We start from the raw sequence: 15,379 nt of genomic DNA, 5'->3' as shown, positions 1-15,379 counted from the left end.
TCGGGTGCCTACCCTTAAACCTGCATGATTTCAGCTTCCTTATCGGAAAGCAGATGGTCGATCGTGCTGATCATCTCGTCGGTGAGCTTCTGGACCTGATCGGAGCGCTTGCGCTGGTCATCCTCGCTGATATCGCCGTCTTTTTCCGCCTTCTTGAGAAAATCCATGCCGTCGCGGCGCACATGGCGCACGGCGACGCGGGCATTCTCGGCATAACCGTGCGAGATCTTGACCAGTTCCTTGCGGCGCTGCTCGTTGAGCTCGGGCAGCGGGATTCTAAGATTGGTGCCGTCGACGATCGGGTTGAAGCCGAGATTGGATTCACGGATGGCGCGGTCGACCGCGCCGACCATCGACTTGTCCCAGACCGAAACCGAAATCATGCGTGGCTCGGGCACCGACACATTTGCCACCTGGTTGATCGGCATGGTGGTGCCATAAGCCTGCACCTGGATGGCGTCGAGCAGATTGCTCGACGCGCGGCCGGTCCGCAGCGAAGCCAGATCGTGTTTGAACGCCGCGATCGCCCCGTCCATGCGCCGCTTGAGATCATCGTATTCGCCACTCATCATCGTCTCCTCGACCCGTTGGCCTGGGTTCACTGTTTCAGGGGAAACCCCGCATTTGAGTCTCAATTCGAAAATCCGCTTTTTGTTCACGCGGACCTCATCGTTCGGGATCTCGCTCCCGATCAGCTGTCCGCGACGACCGTGCAGCGGCCGCCGCCCCTCAGAATATCCCCAAAGCCGCCCTTCTCGTGTATCGAATAGACGATTATCGGGATGTTGTTTTCGCGCGCAAGTGCAATCGCAGCCGTATCCATGATCGAAAGCCCGCGTTTGATCACTTCGGCATGGCTGATGCGCTCGAAGCGCGTCGCATTCGGGTCCTTCTTGGGGTCGGCCGAGTAGACGCCGTCGACCTGGGTGCCCTTGAACAGCGCATCGGCGCCGATTTCGGCGGCGCGAAGCGCTGCGGCCGAATCGGTGGTGAAGAAGGGATTGCCGGTGCCGCCGGCGAAAATGACCACCTTGCCCTGGTTCATGTAAGCCGTTGCCTGGCGCTGGGAAAAACTCTCGCAAAGCTCGGGCATGGCGATCGCCGAGAGCACCACCGCGTCGACGCCGATCTTGTTCAGCGAGGTGCGCAGCGCCAGCGAGTTGATGACCGTGGCAAGCATGCCCATGTGGTCGCCGGTGACGCGGTCGCCACCCTTGGACGCAACCGCCACGCCACGAAAGATATTGCCGCCGCCGATGACGACGCCGACCTCGATGCCGAGCGCGCGAGCCTCGGCGATGTCGGCGGCGATGCGATCGACCACCGATACGTCGATGCCGAAATGCTGTTCGCCCATCAACGCTTCGCCCGATGCTTTCAGCAAGACACGTCGGTAGAGGGGCTTCACCGTCATCTGGTCCTCGTCATTGTGCATGTGACGCCTTCGGGCGCCGCGCCCGGAAACACTGGCTCCGATACACGAAGGGCGCCGCGATGTCACGCGGCGCCCGAGCCGGAAACTTGAGATCTTGGACTGAGAGTAACCGTCAACTCACGCCGGCAAAAGCGCCCTGCATGAGCAGGTCCGGCAGATAGCTTGCCGGCTTGTCGCCAACCGCCTGGCCGCCAGTCAGTCCGCCTTGTATTTCCGGGCCGAAGAACGAATATGGAAAGGGCGTGACCGGTCGGCTCACCGCATCGAGCCGCGCCCGAAGGTCTTCGGGAATGTCGAAATTGAGCGCACCGAGATTGTCCTTGAGCTGGTCAAGCGTGGTCGCGCCGACGATCACGGACGCAATGCCTGGCCTGTTTGCCGTCCAGTTCAGGGCGACCTGGGCCATGCTGCGGCCGAGCTGGGCGGCAACCGTCTCCAGTTCGGCGACGATTTGCCAGTTGCGGTCGGTGAATTTCTGAAACCCGGGATTGGTCGAACCGCGCATTGTTTCCAGCCGGCCACCGTCCTTGACGATTGTATCGGAACGGTATTTTCCGCTGAGCACGCCGCTGGCCAACGGGCTCCAGACCATGATCCCGGCGCCATAGCGTGTGCCGAACGGCACGAATTCGTGCTCGATGTTGCGCTCAGCCAGCGAATATTCGAGCTGAAGCGCCGAAACCGGTTCATAGCCGCGATGCTCGGCGACCGACTGCGCCCGGCTTGCATACCAGGCCGGCACATCGGACAGCCCGACATGGCGAATCTTGCCGGCCCGGACCAGATCATCAAGCGTCCGCATCACCTCCTCTGGCGGCGTCAGCCTGTCCCAGGCGTGGAGGATGTAGAGGTCGATATAGTCGGTGCCGAGGCGCTTCAGCGAGCCTTCGACGGCGCGCATTATGTTCTTGCGGCCGTTGCCGCCGGCATTCGGGTTGCCCTGTTCCAGATTCATGCTGAATTTGGTGCTGATCACGGCCTTGTCGCGCAACCCGCGCTCGGCGATGAATTCGCCGAGCCAGATCTCGGACGTGCCGCCGGTGTAGGCGTCGGCCGTGTCGAAGAAATTGCCGCCGGCCTCGACATAGGCATCGACCAGGGCGCTGGCGGTTTCCTTCTCGGCGCCCCAGCCCCATTCCGTGCCGAAGGTCATCGTGCCGAGCGCAAGCTGCGTGACACGCAAACCGCTGTTGCCGAGCGTGTAGTAAGACATGGTCATGATTATCTTTTCCGGTCCTGATTATGATTGACGCGGCTTATTGGCCGGGAGTGGTCTTGACCCAGGGATTGCCGCGCTCATGCGTCATGCGGAATGTGAAGCCGTCGACCTTCCAGTCGTCTCCTGAGCGCTTCAGGCGGTGCTGGTAAGTGCCCCAGACTTCCCACAACGGGTCGCCATTGCCTTCCATCCGGTTCCAGGCATAGCCATTGGAGAAGACCGTCGCGGCGTCGGGCTCGATAACGACCTGGTGGTTGGTGCGCAGATGCAGACTGGTCTTGCTGCCCTTGAGGTTGGCCGACCAGGTGCCGATAAGGTCGTCCGCGGCAATCGTGGCCGGAGGCTGTCCGGAGAGGCTGCTGAAGTCGACGGTGACGCGATCGGCGAAATAGCTGCGAGCCCGCTTCCAGTCCTGTGCATCGACGGCGCGATCGATGGCATCGGCGATACGGATGACGGCGCGCTCGTCGGCGAGCGCTCGCCAGTCGGATGGTTCTGCTCCGCCGGCATCGACGGGCGCCAATGCAAGGCCTGCCGCGAATGTGACGTGCTTCAACGCGTTCATGTCTCCATCTCCTTTGCGCATAAGCCCGCCGCCAATGTGCCGACGATAGTGTGGGGCAGTGCTCCGACATCGATAAGATTGCATTGTCTGCACAGACTATGCGATATTGTTCATGAATGGATCGCGACCTGCTCAGCCATCTTCCAGTCGTCGTCGCTGTAGCCCGGCGCGGCGGCTTTGCGCTGGCGGCCGCCGAGCTCGGCATGAGCGCATCAGCGGTCAGCCATGCGGTGCGGCTGGTGGAGGAGCGAATCGGCCAGCCGCTGTTTGCCCGCACCACACGCAGCGTCTCGCTGACCGAGGCCGGTCTGGCGCTGGTCGCGACGGCGGAACCTGCGCTGCAGGATATCGCCGAGCGTCTGGAGCGTATTCGCGGCATCAAGGGCCGTCCGGCCGGGTTGCTCAGACTGAATGTCTCGCATGTTGCCGTCCCGATGGCCGTGACACCGGTCGTAACGGTCATGGCGGAGCGCTACCCCGATGTAACGGTGGAAATCTTTGCCAATGAAGGACTGGTCGATATCGTTGGCGAAGGCTTTGACGCGGGAATCAGGCTTGGCGAGATGATCGCGCAGGACATGGTCGCGATCCGGCTGACGCCACCGTTCCAGGTCGTCATCGTCGCTTCGCCAGCCTATATCGGCCGACGCGGCGCCCCGACCGGCCTGACCGATCTCGCTGCCCACAATTGCATCGGCTACCGTCTTGTGCGGTCCGGCGCGGTCTATCGCTGGGATCTAACGGAAGACGGCAAGGATTTGGCGGTGGAGACGCGCGGCACGGCTGTCGTCACCGATTCCCTTGTCGCGATCGATCTGGCGCTATCGGGAACGGGACTGGCCTATGTTTTCGAGCCATTGGTGCGCGCCGACATAGAAGCCGGCCGGCTTGTCCAGGTGCTGCCGCAGTCGGCGATCGAGGAGCCAGGCCTGTTCCTCTATTTTCCCAGGCGCTCGGCCATGGCGCCGAAGCTCAGAGCCTTCATCGACACCGCACAAGAGATCGGCCGGACATCCTCGCGGACGCCCGGCCGAGTTGCCTGAGCTGAGAAACCCGTCTCCGGGTTATTTGTTTTGGGCTACTTCTTGACCGCTGCGGCGACTTCCGCCGCGAAATCGGTCTCTTCCTTCTCGATGCCCTCGCCGAGCGCGAAGCGCAGATAGGCCGTGATCTTGGCCGGAGCGCCGATCTCCTTCTCGGCATCCTTCAGCGCCTTCTCGACGGTGATATCGGGATTGAGCACGAAGGCCTGCTTCAGGAGCACGACCTCTTCGTAGAACTTGCGCATGCGGCCCTCGACCATCTTCTCGATGATCGCTTCCGGCTTGCCTGACTGGCGCGCCTGGTCGGAGAAGATCGCCTTCTCACGCTCGACCGCGGCGGGATCGATCTGCTCGGCGGTCAGCGCCATGGGGTTGGTGGCGGCGACATGCATGGCGACCTGGCGGGCAAAGGCATTGGCGGCATGCTCGTTGCCGGTGGTCTCGATGGCGACCAGCACGCCGAGCTTGCCCAGGCCATCGGCCACCGCGTTATGCACATAGGTCGCGACGGCGCCGTGCGGAACGGTGAGCTTGGCCGAGCGGCGGAAGCCCAGATTCTCGCCGATGGTGCCGACGGCATCCTTGATGACGTCGGTGACCGACTTGTCCGAACCCGGATACTTGGCAGCCGCAACCGCCTCGGTCTTGCCGTAGGCGAGCGCGACCTTGGCGACGTTAGCGACGATCTCCTGGAAGGCAGCGTTGCGGGCAACGAAGTCGGTCTCGGAATTGACCTCGACCACTGCTGCTTCGCGGACGCCGGAATCAACGCCGATCAGGCCCTCGGCGGCGGTGCGGCCAGCCTTCTTGTCGGCCTTGGAGATGCCCTTCTTGCGCAGCCAGTCGACGGCTTCTTCCATGTTGCCGTTGGTCTCGTTCAACGCCATCTTGCAGTCCATCATGCCCGCGCCGGTCAAGTCGCGGAGTTCTTTGACCTGTGCAGCCGAAATGCTCATTGTCGCCTCTTTGTTTCAAATGCGCCGACGCACCACCGGTCCTCGATGATGCGCCAGGCGCCAGCGCTTAACACGCCAAAATATGAGAAAGATGAAGGCCGAAACCGGCCTTCGCTGTTACGCTTTTGGGCTCTCGGCGGCCGGCGTCTCGGCCGGTGCCTCAGCGGCCGGCGTCGGATCCAGCGCCGGCTCGACCGGAGCCTCGACCGCAGCGCCCACGTCGACGCCGAGCGCGCCCTGCTGGCGAGCGATGCCGTCGATGGCCGCCTTGGCGATCAGGTCACAATAGAGCTGGATGGCGCGAGCCGCGTCGTCATTGCCGGGGATCGGAAAGTCGATCTTGTCCGGATCGCAGTTGGAATCGATGATGGCCACGACCGGAATGCCGAGGCGCTTGGCCTCGAGGATGGCGATCGCTTCCTTGTTGGTGTCGATGACGAACATCAGGTCCGGCGTCGAGCCCATGTCCTTGATGCCGCCGAGCGCCTTGTCGAGCTTCTCGCGCTCGCGGTCGAGGTTGAGGCGCTCCTTCTTGGTCAAGCCCTGGGCCTCGCCGGCCAGCATCTCGTCAAGCTTGCGCAGGCGCTGGATGGAATTCGAGATCGTCTTCCAATTGGTCAGCATGCCGCCGAGCCAGCGGGAATTGACATAATACTGGGCCGAACGCTGGGCTGCATCGGCAACGATGTCGGACGCCTGGCGCTTGGTGCCGACGAACAGAACGCGGCCGCCCTTGGCGACGGTGTCGGACACCTGCTTCAGCGCCTGGTGCAGCAAAGGCACCGTCTGCGACAGGTCGATGATGTGGATGTTGTTACGAGCGCCGTAGATGTAGGGCGCCATCTTCGGGTTCCAGCGGTGGGTCTGGTGGCCGAAGTGAATGCCAGCTTCCAAAAGCTGGCGCATGCTGAAATCAGGCAGAGCCATTCTCAAGTTCCTTTCCGGTTAGCCTCCACGGACACAGGCATTTTTGGACTTATGTCCTCGAATGCCACCGGAGGTTTCAGCCGGATTTCTCCCGGCAGACACCAAAGTCCGTGTGTGGAATGAGCGCGCATATAGAGGGGAAGCGCTGTAAACGCAAGCGCTGCCGCTCAGGGTGCGGCGATCGGCGCACCGGGGTCATCAGCGTATCTTGCCCTTCGGCACCCGGACACGCCGGAAAATCGCGACGATTTCCTCACGGCTGCACTCGATGGCGCCAAGCCGCACCGCGCGGTCGCGTTCGAAGCCGGTTATGTCATAATGCGGCGCCGATGTCTTCGGCGGTCCCTGATAGGATGAACGCTTGATGCCGAGCTGGGCGGCAAAGCGGTGCAGCTCGTCGGTATCGTCGGCAAGCAGATGGCACCAGCGGTGACCGACCCACTTCCAGATTGCCGCATCGACATAGACCGCCATCAGGCTTGCCGCACTCCCTCGCCCCGTCCGCATGCCCGGTCGGTAGAGCGACGTGCGTCCAATTGGACGCACAAAGTACGCTCTAACACTTTGAATCTACGCATCGTGCTTTCCGAAAATCGAATCCGATTTTCGGGCCGATGCGTCACGCCAAGGTTGCGGCATCAGCGATGATAGAAGGGATTCGGATGGAAAATGAAGCCGCCGCCGGCCTCGACCTGGCCGACGATTGTTGTGATAGCGTCCTGCATGCGGCGGTGCAATTCGGCAAGCGCCTCGTCGGCCGAGCCCTGCCAGGCATGTAATCCCAGCGGCTCCGGCGCGCGGATATGGGCGCGACGCGGCCCGGCCGGCTGCGGCACGAAGCGGTTGATCGTGTCGCGCAGCGTGCCTTTGCAATAGTCGTTGCGGATGCGCTTCAGATGCTCTGCGATCTCCTCCTGCGTGATGCGCGGACTGGACCATGCCCACGGCCCGACACGCTGGATACGCTGGATGGTGTCGGCCAGCGCCCGCACCCGCCTCTGCTCTTCAGGATCGCCTGCCCCTTCCCGAAGCCAGCGGCGCGACCGGCGCAAAAGCTCGGCGATCTCATTGGTGTCGGATTGGATTGGGGCACCGGAATCGACCGGAGCGCCGGACTCGACTGGAATGAGTTTCCCAAGCCGCCGGCTTAATTCGATCAGCAATCGCTTCTGGCGCGCGGCATAGGAGCCCTGCGCGTCAGGCATCATGTCGCAGGCGCTCTCATCGCGCGACAACAGCGTTGCATAGATATGGTGGACGCGTTCCGCCAGCGTATCGGTGGCATGGCGTTCGATTTTCAGGCTTTTCTCGACATAGCCGCATTCCTGCGCCAACGCCGGCTCGACATTCCCGGTGAAAGCCAGCTTCCAGACGACCGGCGCGATCCAAGCCTTGAAATCCCCATCGGTTGCGTGACCGCGCTTGAGCGCTTCGAACCCCATCTCGATGGCCCCGGGCAGCAAGGGGGCGGCGACATTGGCATGCCAGCCGACGCCGCCCTCGGGATGCAGGAGCACGCCATGCCCTTTCAGCGCCCAGGCGACCGAATGCTCCTTGGCCGCTCCGCTGTTGCCGGGGATCTGGGCGATCAGATTGTTGGCCAGCCAGAATTTCTGCATGATCCGGCCGAGGCCGTTGACGACGCCATGCGTGGCCCAGGATGCCGCGAGCGGGCTGACCTGCGAGACGATCTCCTTGTCGATCATCCAGTCGGTGAAGAACTCCGGATGATTGGGTGTGATGAATGTCGCCTTGCCTGTGCCGCAGCAGTCCTCCAACCGCCGCCGGTCGTCATCGGGAAAATCGATGTGGCGGACATTGGCGACGCCGTGCAACACGGCCAGGCGGTTGAAGGGCAGCAGGTCACGCAAGCCGGGAATGCCGTGCAGCATGACAATCCGGTTGACGAAAGTCATGATCTTGATCAGCGCCGGACTGGGCTTCGGCGCCACGAACACATCGATTCTGCTCAACCTGATCCCCCAAGGTAGATGCTGGGGAAAGGGTGAAACGCAATTGCGGCGCGTTCAAGTCATTGGGTGCGGCAGCACGCGTCGTGATTAAGCAGAGGCACTATTTCGTCGGGCAAGGCTTCGACTGATCGAACAGCGACAGGTTGACCAGCTTGCCGGTCATCGAGAATTCGCCATAGTCCATGACCATGTCGCGCGTGATGCCGTTCTCGAGCAGCTTGAAGCTGATCCGATATTCCGGCACTTCCTCGCCCGACTTGTCGGTGTCGTCGAAATAGGCGATGTCGACCGGCCAATATTTGTCGGTCGCGAGCCTGGCCAGCGCCGGCGCTTCCGGATCGGCCTTGTCGGCATCGGTTTTCTTGCCGACCACGACGGTGGTGGCCATCACCTTGTCGGCGTCTTCCGAGCCGTCGAACAGATTGGTTTCGTAGAAGTTCTCGCCCTTTTCGGCCTTGCCGATCAGTTCGACCAGGTGCTGGGTCGGGAATTGGGTGGCAGCCAGTTCGATGCTGTTCTTCTCCGGCTTGTCCATATCGACCTTGAGGCCCTTCGTCTCCTTCGTCGCGGTGCCCTTGACCTCCTTGTCGAGGTTCTGGTCGACGAAGGATTTCGTCACGAACGAAAAGGTCTTGCCTTCGGCGTCCTCGAAGGTCGTCGTCTGCTGATCTGTCAGCCGCGTGTTGTCGCCGGTGACGATCTGGGTGACCATGCGGAACTTCACCGTGTAGCCTTCGCAGGGCGAGCCATTGAACTCGTAGACCATGCGGCCGGAAATGCCGGTGATGCCGGAACGATCCGACGCCTTGTCCAGGGTGATGTCGTAAACGGCGCGGTGCGCCTGCAGCGCCGGGACGGCCAAAGCAGGAGCCGCCGCGAAAAGCGCCGCCAGCAGAACAGCATGGAATGCAAGGCGCGTTGCGCGCATGAGGGGCTCCGATCATCGCGGCCAATGGCAGGCCGCAGGGAAAGATGGTCCAGCTTAAAAAAAGTCATGGCGGAAGCGAGGCAAAAATAGCAATTTCGGCCCGGCCAGCGCGTCGACATCAAGCAATAGGGAAATACCATGAGTGAAACAATCGAAAAGCGGCTAAACGATCTCGGCGTGACGCTTCCGGTCGCCGCGGCGCCCGCCGCCAACTATGTGCCCTATTGCAGGTCAGGCAATCTGCTCTTCACCGCCGGGCAGTTGCCCCTCAGGGAAGGCAAGCTGCAGGCGAGCGGTCTGCTCGGCCGCGAGGTCGACACCGCAAGCGGCAAGGAAGCGGCAAAATATTGCGCGATCAACGTATTGGCGCAGGCCAAGGCTGCCCTCGGCGACCTCGATAAAATCCACCGGCTGGTGAAGATTACTGTCTTCGTTGCCTCAGTGCCGGATTTTGTCGAACAGCATTTGGTGGCCAACGGCGCTTCGGATTTTCTGGTCGCCGTCCTCGGCGATCGCGGCAAACATGCCCGCTCCGCCGTCGGCACCGCTTCCCTGCCGCTCAATGCCGCAGTGGAAATCGAAGCGATCTTTGAAGTCGAGTGAATAAGATGACCGACATTTCCTGGCTGACCGCCCGGCCCGTTGCCCATCGCGGCTTTCACGACATGAACAAGAAGCGCTGGGAGAACACGCTTTCCGCTTTCGCCGCCGCGGCCGAGCGCGGCTATGCGATCGAATGCGATGTGCATTTGTCGTCGGATCGCGTTCCCGTCATCATCCATGACGACGACCTCAAGCGGCTGACCGGCCAGGACGGCTTCGTCTGGCAGCGCACGGCGGCTGAACTGACGGCGCTCAGGGTCGGCGGCACTTCGGACCATCTGCCGACGTTGCAGCAGGCGCTCGATCTGGTCGGTGGCCGCGTGCCCATGGTCGTCGAGCTCAAAGGCGTTCCCGGCCATGATGAAGGCCTGGTCGAAAGCGTCGGCAAGATGCTCAAGCCCTACAAGGGCAAGGTGGCGATCATGTCGTTCGACCACTGGTTGATCCGCGATTTTTCGAAACATGCGCCCGGCATCCCAGGCGGGCTGACCGCTTATGGCAAGGACGTCAAGTTGATCGAGGCGCATTTCGCCATGCTGGCGCACGGTCTCGCTTTCACCTCCTATGCCGCCGGCGACCTGCCGAACCGGTTCGTCTCCTTCGTGCGTGAGAAGCTCAAAATGCCTGTCATCACCTGGACCGTGCTCGACCAGCCCGCAGTGGAGCTCACCTTCAGATATGCCGACCAGATGACGTTCGAAGGCTTCGAGCCCGATCACGTGAAGGTGGCCTGAAGCGGGCTTGCATGGCCCACTTTGGCGCTTAAATTAGCCTCATGGATCAGGGTGATGAATGCGACGGGCAAACGGCGAATGAACAGTATTCGATCCGCGTCGCCGCCGGTATCGGCGCCTTCACCCGCGCTGAATGGGACGGCCTCGGCGGCACTGCGCGCGGCGATAAAGAAAATGGCTACAACCCCCTTGTTTCGTTCGCTTTTCTGAGCGCGCTCGAAGACTCCGGTTGTGCCGTCCGGCGCACCGGCTGGCAAGGTCATCACCTCAGGCTGGAGACGGCGCAAGGCAGGTTGCTCGGCGCCGTGCCCTGCTATCTGAAATCGCACAGCCAGGGCGAATATGTGTTCGACCATGGCTGGTCGGACGCGTTCGAGCGCGCCGGCGGGCGCTATTATCCCAAGCTGCAATGCGCGGTGCCGTTTACGCCCGTCACCGGCCCTCGCCTGCTGGTCCGCAAGGGTGAGGACAGCGGCACCGTGAAGGCCGGGCTGGCTGCTGGCATGAAGGCGGTGACGGAAAAGCTCGGCGTGTCTTCGGCCCATGTCACCTTCGCCCAGGAGAAAGACGTCGAGACGCTGGAGGCAGCGGGTTTCCTACACCGCACCGACCAGCAGTTTCACTTCTTCAATGAAGGCTTTTCGACCTATGACGATTTTCTCGCCACGCTGGCTTCGCGCAAGCGCAAGGCGATGAAGAAGGAACGGCGCGAGTCGCTCGCTCACGGCATCTCGATCGACTGGCTGACCGGCAAGGATTTGACTGAAAAAGTCTGGGACGACTTTTTTGCGTTCTACGTGGACACCGGCAGCAGGAAGTGGGGACGGCCCTATCTCAGCCGCGAGTTCTTCTCGATGATCGGCGAGCGCATGGCCGACGACATCCTGCTGGTGATGGCCAGGCGCAACGGACGCTACATTGCCGGCGCCATCAATTTCATCGGCTCGGACGCGCTTTACGGCCGCAACTGGGGCTGTGTCGAGGACCACCCCTTCCTGCATTTCGAGGTCTGCTACCATCAGGCGATCGACTTCGCCATCGAGCGCAAGCTGAAAGTGGTCGAGGCGGGCGCGCAAGGCGAACACAAGCTGGCACGCGGCTACAGGCCGGTGACCATGCATTCGGCGCACTACATCGCCCATCCTGGCCTGCGCAACGCGGTGGCCGACTATCTCAGGCGCGAGCGGCGCGAAGTGGAGCGGATGGGCGACTATCTCGAAGAGCATACCCCGTTCCGCAAGGATCTCGAGGAGTAGCAGCCGCCCAGCGTCCTCCACCAAGGATGCGGCGCTGATCGAAGCGGGCATGGTCGATCTTGCCCGATTGTCTTGCCGGTCCAGAATGGCTTCGCTACACGAGACAGCGAGGCACAATCCGGAGCACAGGCCATGGCGGACGCCACCTATGACAGCAACAATATCTTCGCAAAAATCCTGCGCGGCGAAATCCCGTCGCACCGCGTCTACGAAGATGACGCGGTCTTGGCCTTCATGGATGTGATGCCGCAAGGGCCGGGCCATACGCTCGTCGTGCCGAAGGCGCCTTCGCGCAACCTGCTTGACGCCGATCCGACAACACTCGGCCCGCTTTTTGCGATCGTCCAGAAAGTGGCGCGTGCTGTCAAAAAAACCTTCGGCGCCGATGGCGTCACCGTCATGCAGTTCAACGAGCCGGCATCGGGCCAGACCGTCTACCACTTGCATGTCCATATCATTCCGCGCTTCGAGGGTGTCCCGCTGAAGCCGCACAGCGGACAGATGGAAAAGCCGGAAATCCTGGCTGAAAACGCCGGTAAGATACGGGCAGCGCTAAGCAATTGATCCAGTCGCAGGCGGGCTTCAGCCGACTTGCGATTGTGCCAGGCTTCGAAAAGCGGTCGGCCGCGGGCCGTGGTCAAGCCGCCGCCTGATCGCCTCGGCGCACTGCTGCGGGCTTAGCAGCGACGTATCGACCTCCAGGTCGTAGATGCCCGGCCGGTGTACCTCATCCTGCCACAGGCGCACGGGCCGCGGCATCGGATCGTCGCTGGAGCCGGTCACATAGCCCTCGTCCGCCGCGCTCCGCGCGCGCCGTTCAAGAATCACCTCGATCGGACAGCGAACGCCTACGAAAAGAACCGGCAGGCCGGCGAGCCGACCGGCGCAATCGGCCAGGATGTTGAGCGGCTTCGAATAAGCATCGTGATGACCGAGATCGGCGATGACATTCAGGCTCGACCGGCTGTGGGCGGCAATCGATTCATAGAGCGCGGCATAGAATCGAGGCACATGCATTTCAAGATCGGGGCGCTCCCCGCCGGGGCGCAGGCCAATGCCCGGACGAAACTTGGGCGGCGTGATCTGCGCGAAGGTATCGACGCCAAGGTTCATCCAGACGCCATCGAACGTCTCCTGGATTGCCTGGACAATGCTCGACTTTCCCGATCGCGGCGCACCGTTCAGAATGATGATTTGCCCGATCTGCACGCGGCCTCCCTCCCAACAAAAAAGCCCCGTTGCCGGGGCTTTTCTGACTCCAGAGCTTGTCAGCCCTTGCGGGGCAGTTGCGGCACCAGGCTGCGCTTGCCGCCATCCTTGCCCTTGGCCTCCGGCTTCTGCGCCACGGCCTTTTTCGCGGCGGGCTTCTTCGCTACGGCTTTCTTGGCCTTGGGCGCATCGTCCAGATCTTCCTTCTTCGGCTTGACCGGCGCCTCGTCGGCCAGCGATTCGAGCTTCAGGCCGGTCTCGCCGGTCTCCTTCTTCTCGACGGTGACGCGCACCGTGCCGCCCTTCTTGAGCTTGCCGAACAGCACCTCGTCGGCCAGCGGCTTCTTGATGTGCTCCTGGATGACGCGGCCGAGCGGCCTTGCGCCCATGCGCTCGTCATAGCCCTTGTCGGCCAGCCAGGCGATCGCGTCCGGCGACAGGTCGAAGGTGACGCCGCGTTCGGAAAGCTGGGCCTCGAGCTGCATGACGAACTTCTGCACCACCTGATGGATAACCGGCACCGGCAACGAGCCGAACGGGATGATCGCATCGAGACGGTTGCGGAATTCCGGCGTGAACAGCCGATTGATCGCCTCGACATCGTCGCCTTCGCGCTTGGTCGAGCCAAAGCCGATCGCCGCGCGCTGCGCATCCGACGCACCGGCGTTGGTGGTCATGATCAGGATGACATTGCGGAAGTCGATCTGCTTGCCGTTGTGATCGGTCAGCTTGCCGTGGTCCATGACCTGCAACAGGATGTTGAACAGGTCAGGATGCGCTTTCTCGACCTCGTCCAGCAACAGCACGCAATGCGGATGCTGGTCGACGCCGTCGGTCAGCAGGCCGCCCTGGTCGAAGCCGACATAGCCGGGAGGTGCGCCGATCAGCCGCGAGACGGTGTGACGCTCCATATATTCCGACATGTCGAAACGGATCAGCTCGACGCCAAGCGAGGCAGCGAGCTGCTTTGCCACTTCGGTCTTGCCGACGCCGGTCGGGCCCGAGAACAGGTAGGAGCCGATCGGCTTTTCCGGTTCGCGCAGGCCGGCGCGCGCCAGCTTGATCGCGGAGGTCAGCGCGGTGATCGCGGTGTCCTGACCGTAGACGACACGCTTCAACTCGACGTCGAGGCCCTGCAGCACCTTCTCGTCGTCGGCCGAAACCGTCTTGGGCGGAATGCGGGCCATGGTCGCGATCGTCGCCTCGATCTCCTTGATGCCGATGGTCTTCTTGCGCTTGGCCTCCGGCACCAGCATCTGCGAGGCGCCGGTCTCGTCGATCACGTCGATCGCCTTGTCCGGCAACTTGCGGTCATTGATGTAGCGCGCCGACAATTCAACCGAAGCCTTGATCGCCTCGCTCGTGTAGCGGACCTTGTGGAACTCCTCGAAATAGGGCTTCAGGCCCTTCATGATCTCGATGGCATCCTCGATGGTCGGCTCGTTGACGTCGATCTTCTGGAAGCGCCGCACCAGAGCGCGGTCCTTCTCGAAGAACTGGCGGAACTCCTTGTAGGTGGTCGAGCCGATGCAGCGGATCGCGCCGGACGACAGCGCCGGCTTCAACAGGTTCGACGCGTCCATGGCGCCGCCCGATGTGGCCCCTGCCCCGATCACGGTGTGGATTTCGTCGATAAACAGCACCGCGCCGGGATAGTCCTCGAGCTCCTTGACGACCTGCTTCAGCCGCTCCTCGAAATCGCCGCGGTAGCGGGTGCCGGCCAGCAACGTGCCCATGTCGAGCGCAAAGATGGTGGCGTTGAGCAGCACTTCCGGCACATCGCCCTCGACGATGCGCTTGGCAAGGCCTTCCGCGATCGCCGTCTTGCCGACGCCGGGGTCGCCGACATAGAGCGGGTTGTTCTTGGAACGGCGGCACAGCACCTGGATGGTGCGGTTGATCTCGCTCTCGCGGCCGATCAGCGGATCGATCTTGCCGGCCTTGGCCTTGTTGTTGAGGTTGACGCAATAGGCGGTCAGCGCGTCCTGCTGCTGCTTCTTCTTGCCGTTTTCTTCCTGCGGCTCGGCGCCGTTCTGGCCACCCTGCTCGTCGTCGGCGCCGCGCGGCGTCCGCGCTTCCGAAGCGCCGGGGCGCTTGGCGATGCCGTGCGAGATGTAGTTGACCGCGTCGTAGCGGGTCATCTGCTGTTCCTGCAGGAAATAGGCGGCATGGCTCTCGCGCTCGGCGAAGATGGCAACGAGCACATTGGCGCCCGACACTTCCTCGCGGCCGGACGACTGCACATGGATCACTGCACGCTGGATGACGCGCTGGAAACCGGCGGTCGGCTTGGAGTCCTCGTCGTAACCCGTAACGAGATTGTCGAGCTCGGTGTCGATATAGGTCAGCACCGTATGCTTCAGATCGTCGAGATCGACATTGCAGGCACGCATGACGGCGGCCGCCTCGGTGTCGTCGATGAGCGCGAGCAGCAAATGTTCAAGGGTTGCGTATTCATGGTGCCGCTCATTGGCGAGCGTCAGCGCTTGGTGAAGCGCCTTTTCCAGGCCTTGGGAGAAAGCCGGCATGTT

The 15,379-nt window shown here is 62.4% G+C and carries 16 protein-coding genes; 5 read left to right on the top strand and 11 right to left on the bottom strand.

Annotated features, from left to right (window positions below):
* Positions 1–14 precede the first annotated feature (14 nt).
* The 4 genes from frr to C9427_RS02775 form a co-directional block, all read right to left on the bottom strand.
* A complete protein-coding gene (gene frr / locus C9427_RS02790) occupies positions 15–569 on the bottom strand; it encodes a ribosome recycling factor (protein WP_006334575.1) in 555 nt (184 codons plus the stop codon).
* A gap of 122 nt (positions 570–691) precedes the next feature.
* Entirely contained in the window at positions 692–1,414 is a 723-nt protein-coding gene (gene pyrH / locus C9427_RS02785; RefSeq protein ID WP_081609795.1) for a UMP kinase, read from the bottom strand.
* Between the two features lie 133 nt (positions 1,415–1,547).
* On the bottom strand, positions 1,548–2,654 hold the full coding sequence (locus C9427_RS02780) for an aldo/keto reductase (protein WP_107647683.1): 1,107 nt from the start codon (positions 2,652–2,654) through the stop codon (positions 1,548–1,550).
* Between the two features lie 37 nt (positions 2,655–2,691).
* Entirely contained in the window at positions 2,692–3,219 is a 528-nt protein-coding gene (locus C9427_RS02775; RefSeq protein WP_107647682.1) for a nuclear transport factor 2 family protein, read from the bottom strand.
* 116 nt (positions 3,220–3,335) lie between these two features.
* Between C9427_RS02775 and C9427_RS02770 the strand changes: the two genes are divergently transcribed.
* Entirely contained in the window at positions 3,336–4,262 is a 927-nt protein-coding gene (locus tag C9427_RS02770; RefSeq protein ID WP_107647681.1) for a LysR family transcriptional regulator, read from the top strand.
* A 35-nt stretch (positions 4,263–4,297) separates the two neighbouring features.
* Here the strand turns inward: C9427_RS02770 and tsf are convergent, their stop codons facing one another.
* The 5 genes from tsf to C9427_RS02745 form a co-directional block, all read right to left on the bottom strand.
* The gene (tsf, locus tag C9427_RS02765; protein WP_107647680.1) at positions 4,298–5,218 is read right to left on the bottom strand and encodes a translation elongation factor Ts; all 921 of its coding nucleotides are present in this window, start codon (positions 5,216–5,218) and stop codon (positions 4,298–4,300) included.
* A 117-nt stretch (positions 5,219–5,335) separates the two neighbouring features.
* Positions 5,336–6,145, bottom strand: a complete 810-nt coding sequence (gene rpsB / locus C9427_RS02760) for a 30S ribosomal protein S2 (RefSeq protein ID WP_097574600.1) — start codon at positions 6,143–6,145, stop codon at positions 5,336–5,338.
* Positions 6,146–6,343: 198 nt separating this feature from the next.
* The gene (locus C9427_RS02755; RefSeq protein ID WP_006334612.1) at positions 6,344–6,619 is read right to left on the bottom strand and encodes a DUF4031 domain-containing protein; all 276 of its coding nucleotides are present in this window, start codon (positions 6,617–6,619) and stop codon (positions 6,344–6,346) included.
* A 164-nt stretch (positions 6,620–6,783) separates the two neighbouring features.
* The gene (locus tag C9427_RS02750; RefSeq protein WP_107647679.1) at positions 6,784–8,118 is read right to left on the bottom strand and encodes a lysophospholipid acyltransferase family protein; all 1,335 of its coding nucleotides are present in this window, start codon (positions 8,116–8,118) and stop codon (positions 6,784–6,786) included.
* Positions 8,119–8,218: 100 nt separating this feature from the next.
* Positions 8,219–9,046, bottom strand: coding sequence for a cell envelope integrity EipB family protein (locus tag C9427_RS02745; protein ID WP_107647678.1), 828 nt, complete (start codon positions 9,044–9,046; stop codon positions 8,219–8,221).
* A gap of 138 nt (positions 9,047–9,184) precedes the next feature.
* Here C9427_RS02745 and C9427_RS02740 point away from each other — a divergent pair, with 138 nt between their 5' ends.
* From C9427_RS02740 to C9427_RS02725, 4 genes are all read left to right on the top strand, one after another.
* Positions 9,185–9,649: a RidA family protein gene (locus C9427_RS02740; protein WP_107647677.1), complete on the top strand. Its 465-nt coding sequence runs from the start codon at positions 9,185–9,187 to the stop codon at positions 9,647–9,649.
* 5 nt (positions 9,650–9,654) lie between these two features.
* On the top strand, positions 9,655–10,383 hold the full coding sequence (locus C9427_RS02735; RefSeq protein ID WP_107647779.1) for a glycerophosphodiester phosphodiesterase: 729 nt from the start codon (positions 9,655–9,657) through the stop codon (positions 10,381–10,383).
* A 41-nt stretch (positions 10,384–10,424) separates the two neighbouring features.
* A complete protein-coding gene (locus C9427_RS02730) occupies positions 10,425–11,639 on the top strand; it encodes a GNAT family N-acetyltransferase (RefSeq protein WP_107647676.1) in 1,215 nt (404 codons plus the stop codon).
* Positions 11,640–11,771: 132 nt separating this feature from the next.
* Positions 11,772–12,203: an HIT family protein gene (locus C9427_RS02725; RefSeq protein WP_107647675.1), complete on the top strand. Its 432-nt coding sequence runs from the start codon at positions 11,772–11,774 to the stop codon at positions 12,201–12,203.
* 18 nt (positions 12,204–12,221) lie between these two features.
* Here C9427_RS02725 and C9427_RS02720 read toward each other — a convergent pair whose 3' ends face one another.
* Both C9427_RS02720 and clpA read right to left on the bottom strand, forming a co-directional pair.
* Positions 12,222–12,848, bottom strand: coding sequence for a chloramphenicol phosphotransferase CPT family protein (locus C9427_RS02720; RefSeq protein WP_107647674.1), 627 nt, complete (start codon positions 12,846–12,848; stop codon positions 12,222–12,224).
* Positions 12,849–12,907: 59 nt separating this feature from the next.
* Complete coding sequence (gene clpA, locus C9427_RS02715; RefSeq protein ID WP_107647673.1) at positions 12,908–15,376, bottom strand: ATP-dependent Clp protease ATP-binding subunit ClpA; 2,469 nt, start codon at positions 15,374–15,376, stop codon at positions 12,908–12,910.
* Positions 15,377–15,379: the final 3 nt, after the last annotated feature.

Source organism: Mesorhizobium helmanticense (genome assembly GCF_003034915.1).
GTDB classification, from domain to species: Bacteria; Pseudomonadota; Alphaproteobacteria; order Rhizobiales; family Rhizobiaceae; genus Mesorhizobium; species Mesorhizobium helmanticense.
The sequence above is the reverse complement of the archived record's forward strand: the minus strand, read 5'-3'. Positions and strand labels throughout refer to the sequence as shown.